The following is a 3,964-nucleotide window of genomic DNA, read 5'->3' as shown; positions in this document are numbered from 1 at the left end:
TGAGGTTACTATTGTGTCTGATTTGATCAAGGCGCCTCCTCCAAGAGTAGCCGCTAGGGCAGGAAAAATCTGCGACCTTATCGCTGAAAAAGCGCCAAACGCTATTGCCCCACATCCACAAACGAATCCCACGGGTCCCTTCAGTATATCGTTAACGGCAATATCGTAAACGTCATACGCGAATGATCCAGTTACCGGTGCGGTTACTGCAAAAGCATCCGGCGCAACCGCCATTACCATTGCTCCCACTATCAGAGCGGGAATAAGAATTTTGTTCTTTTCAAAAATCTCGTTAACTATCATAATCTTCTCCTTTTTCATTTTAATTACGACCTCTTTCTTGTTTTTCACCTAATTTTAGGGCACGTTCTATCTTCTCCATATCAGCACCTACTATAACCTCTCCACCTATCAATAATGTCGGAGTACCCCGAATATTTAAATTGGACAGGCTCTCCATTTGTTTTTTAACAAGATCCTCACCTTTTTCAGTAACTGTAATTTTATCGGGTTTGACCTTATCCAGCTTCCCGGACATCACCTCATTGTAAGCCGCTTCCCCATCCGAGGCCGACATAATGTATTCCGCTTTCTTCAGGGATTGCGGATGAAAAGAAGCGAACAGCACGAACCGAGTTGCCTTTTTCTTAATTTCGGGCCTTTCAAAATACTTGCTGAGCTTTCTGCAATAACCGCAATCAGGATTGGTAATTTCGATAACCTGCATCTTTCCTGATCCAATTTTTAACGCATTCTCCAGGTCTATTTTCTCTACCTTTGCGGCAAGAATCAGGTTGCGCTTTTCTGCAGTCAGGTTCTTGCCTTCTTTCGTCATTATTTCTCCGAACAGAAGATAATTCTTTTCAGGGTAGAAATAGATAATATTGCTGCCCGCTGTAACCTCATACAACCCGGAAATTTCAGATTCCCTTATGCTGTCTACCTTCATCTGCGGATAGATCTTTTTTAATCCAGCAACGGTGGGAGTTCCTGTAGCAACTTCATTGTTGCTCCTATCCACCGTTGCCGGTGCCCTTGAATCACTTATTTGGTTAAATGTCTGATTAAAAACAAAAAAGGAAACCAGAGCAAGCACGCATACAACCGAAACTGCCAAAGATATAATCTCAGTTTTTTTCATAACAAAATTCTCCCGTCTATTTGTAATACCTCTCATGAATGACCCTGTTACCAAGATCCTTGTATTCTGATGTGATTTGCTGAATGTCACGCTTTAAACTGCCACTCTGCCAGCTGTGGTAGGTGTACCAAGCACCGACCAGCAGCAGAAAAATCACAATTACAGCAATTATGTGAGCCGAACCACTCTGATTAATTTTGTTGAACATGTTTACCTCTATCGTATATGAACATCAGTGCCACTATTCCCGGAAGGTACCCAGCCCAAGATATTTCTCAATGTCAGATTCCATATCAGCCACAACTTCCTCAGTAGATATCGTGGTCTGTGAAGATACATTCTTCTCTTTACGGGGTTTCCCGTATGTATCTCCGCGTGTTTTACTGTTTTTTTTCTTGCCCTTCCTCAGAACAACATTCAAAAGATCATGTGAGAAATCAGTTTGAAAAAATTTCCGAAGCGCGACACTTATAACGTAACTTCTGTATCTGGAAGGAAACTCGGTAAGTCTGCGGAAAACTTCCTCGTCCAGGATTCTTATCCGCATCCTTCGTAAAAAATCAGACATTATTCCCGGTGTTCTCGATCAGCTTTAAAAATCCCCTGGCATTTGAGTATTCGGGGTTATGCGGGACGAAGGTCATATCGGAATACTTTTGGGGAATATAATCTCTTACATAATGAGCGCCGCCACCGCTGAGGATAACTTTATCCGCATCCTGTAACCTCCCTGCCATTTTGGATTCCATCTCAATGAACAGCCACTTTGTGTATTCAGCTATTACTGTTTTTTTGAAACCGGACAAATCCTTCTCCTGTCCATAAACTCTATATTTACCACTCAGCAAAATATCGTTTGCCGCTGCTTCGGACAGGTAATAGAGATCTTCGGTAGCTTTTAGCCTGGCAAGAACCTCAAGCGCCATTTTAGACACCCCTTGCCCGTATAGAGTATCTGAGTCCCCTCGCGTCACCTTGCCTTTTTCAACGGCGACCATATCTATCGTGTTAAAACCAATATCTATTATGATTATATTTTTGTCTGTATCCTCGATAACGCACCCATCAGCATCAAGACGGTAATCGGCCAACGTGCCGAATCCCTGCGGGTAAAACCTCGTGGCAAGTTCGAGATACTCGCCGTTTACCTCAATTCTCTTCATAATCGAACTCATCTCATCTACATGGGCATTATTGTAATAGGAAAGGGGTATGCCGAGAGACAGTTGATCGGGAACATCAGCGTTTCCTTCCCTGACAATTTCGATTGCCTTAAATGCAAAAAGAGGGGTAAATTTTTTCATGAAGTCGAAGCTCCGGGCAGAAAACGCTCCGGTCTTAGCTGCCTCGCCTACAAGGTACCTGGACCCGTTGTATCTGTATTCTTTGTTTTCTGTAAATCTATCTAGGCCCTCGTTGTCCGGAGGGGCAAACTTAATCGCTGTTGGAAACTTGAAGCACTGAAAAGTATCTCCATCTCTAAAGACGCCCTTAACATCTCCATAACCGATATCGAGTCCTAATTTTCTTAATTCTGTCATGTGGGGTTAGACCTCCTTTTTCTCAACTTATTTTCTTAATCCTATAATAGTCAAAAAACTACCCTTCTGCTTTATATGAACATGACTGCCACCATATCAAAAACACCAAAGGGCTTTTTTTGCGCTTTTCGGGTCTTTTTTCGCGCTTTTCGGGTCTTTTTGGAATGTTCCGGGATGTGGAGCGGCTAAAGGGGGAGCTGATGAAAAATATGGGATGAAAAATGTCTAAATTTTGTTTCGGGTTTTTCCTCGGGGTAGCTCTCAAAACAAGGATCGATTGAGATAGAATGTTCTGAAATTTTTACCACTGCGTGAAAGTAATTATACTACTTTAAAATAACGTTTTTATCCCGGTCCTATAATGTACTTATAACTTCTTTGGAGGTAATTACCCTACTTTTTGAAGTCAAAATCATCCCGGTTGGCTGTGCGGCGACCACTAAGAACGGAGTTCGTGTGGTCGCCTACTAAACTGGCTTGCTGAATCTAAACTGGCCTATTTTTGCGGACACTAAGAAGCTTGCTTCGTGTGGCTGCACACGAAACTGGCTTGTCGTTTCAATCCTAGTTTCAATCCTAGTTTCAACCCTATGAATAGCTAAACTATCTTTCAAATGGACACCTTTACTGTCTTTCTAACGTCATTTTTAGCTTTTTGCCTCATTCTCCGCACCGTGTCTCGCAATTTTTGATCAAGAGGGATCTTAAAAAGTGAACCCACTTCTTCTTCCACCATTTTCGCATACAGCCATTGACCGTCACCTTGTTCGTAATGTTTTTGAAATCGTGTCAAGATATGTCTTTCTAATCTGTTCAACTCCAATGTTTTTATCAGGGTGAGCCGCTTTTCTTTTGTCTTTTGGGATAATTGCATTCGGAGAAATCCATCGTCTCCCCACATCTTGCACAGAAACATGAGGCATGGTTTATCGGATTGCTCAATTGTCTTGCCGATTAAACCCTTCCTCCGCATTCGCCCAAACGCTGCAACAGGGATGTTGTATATCCTTGCGGCCTCTTTATAATCCATCTTCAGTCATCCCCTTTCTTTGTTTCAATCCTAGTCTGTTTCAATCCTATAAATAGTTAAGTGTGGGAAACAACTAATCCTGCAAATAGCTGACTTATTGATTTAATATGTTCCCTGAACAGCATCCTTGAACTTATTCTGTGCAACCATGAGACGGTTATGCTCAGTTATAAGATCACGTCTGACTTCTTTATCGTGAAACCTTCCCTGCTTTACCATTCCAGCCAACTTTTCAAAGAGGCCGACGGCTTG

At 42.3% G+C, this 3,964-nt stretch carries 5 protein-coding genes; all 5 read right to left on the bottom strand.

Translation table 11 applies throughout. The features are described from left to right. A partial coding sequence (locus Q7J27_00835; protein MDO9527685.1) for a hypothetical protein occupies positions 1-321 on the bottom strand: 321 nt, incomplete at its 3' end. Position 322: 1 nt separating this feature from the next. Continuing rightward, positions 323-1,141 (bottom strand): DsbC family protein, encoded by an 819-nt coding sequence (locus Q7J27_00830; GenBank protein ID MDO9527684.1) that lies wholly within the window; start codon positions 1,139-1,141, stop codon positions 323-325. Between the two features lie 241 nt (positions 1,142-1,382). Next, positions 1,383-1,709, bottom strand: a complete 327-nt coding sequence (locus Q7J27_00825; protein MDO9527683.1) for a hypothetical protein — start codon at positions 1,707-1,709, stop codon at positions 1,383-1,385. Beyond that, positions 1,702-2,682, bottom strand: coding sequence for a ParM/StbA family protein (locus tag Q7J27_00820; protein MDO9527682.1), 981 nt, complete (start codon positions 2,680-2,682; stop codon positions 1,702-1,704). Before Q7J27_00820 ends, Q7J27_00825 begins: the two co-directional genes overlap by 8 nt. A gap of 610 nt (positions 2,683-3,292) precedes the next feature. Further along, positions 3,293-3,712 (bottom strand): hypothetical protein, encoded by a 420-nt coding sequence (locus Q7J27_00815; protein MDO9527681.1) that lies wholly within the window; start codon positions 3,710-3,712, stop codon positions 3,293-3,295. Positions 3,713-3,964 lie beyond the last annotated feature (252 nt).

Source organism: Syntrophales bacterium, assembly GCA_030655775.1.
Taxonomy (GTDB): Bacteria; Desulfobacterota; Syntrophia; order Syntrophales; family JADFWA01; genus JAUSPI01.
This window is presented reverse-complemented; position numbering and strand designations above follow the sequence as displayed.

What these genes read in the sequence shown, in the direction of transcription:
- Q7J27_00815 (MDO9527681.1), bottom strand. Translation starts at nt 3,712, where the DNA reads ATGGATTATAAAGAGGCCGCAAGGATATACAACATCCCTGTTGCAGCG.
- Q7J27_00820 (MDO9527682.1), bottom strand. Translation starts at nt 2,682, where the DNA reads ATGACAGAATTAAGAAAATTAGGACTCGATATCGGTTATGGAGATGTT.
- Q7J27_00825 (MDO9527683.1), bottom strand. Translation starts at nt 1,709, where the DNA reads ATGTCTGATTTTTTACGAAGGATGCGGATAAGAATCCTGGACGAGGAA.
- Q7J27_00830 (MDO9527684.1), bottom strand. Translation starts at nt 1,141, where the DNA reads ATGAAAAAAACTGAGATTATATCTTTGGCAGTTTCGGTTGTATGCGTG.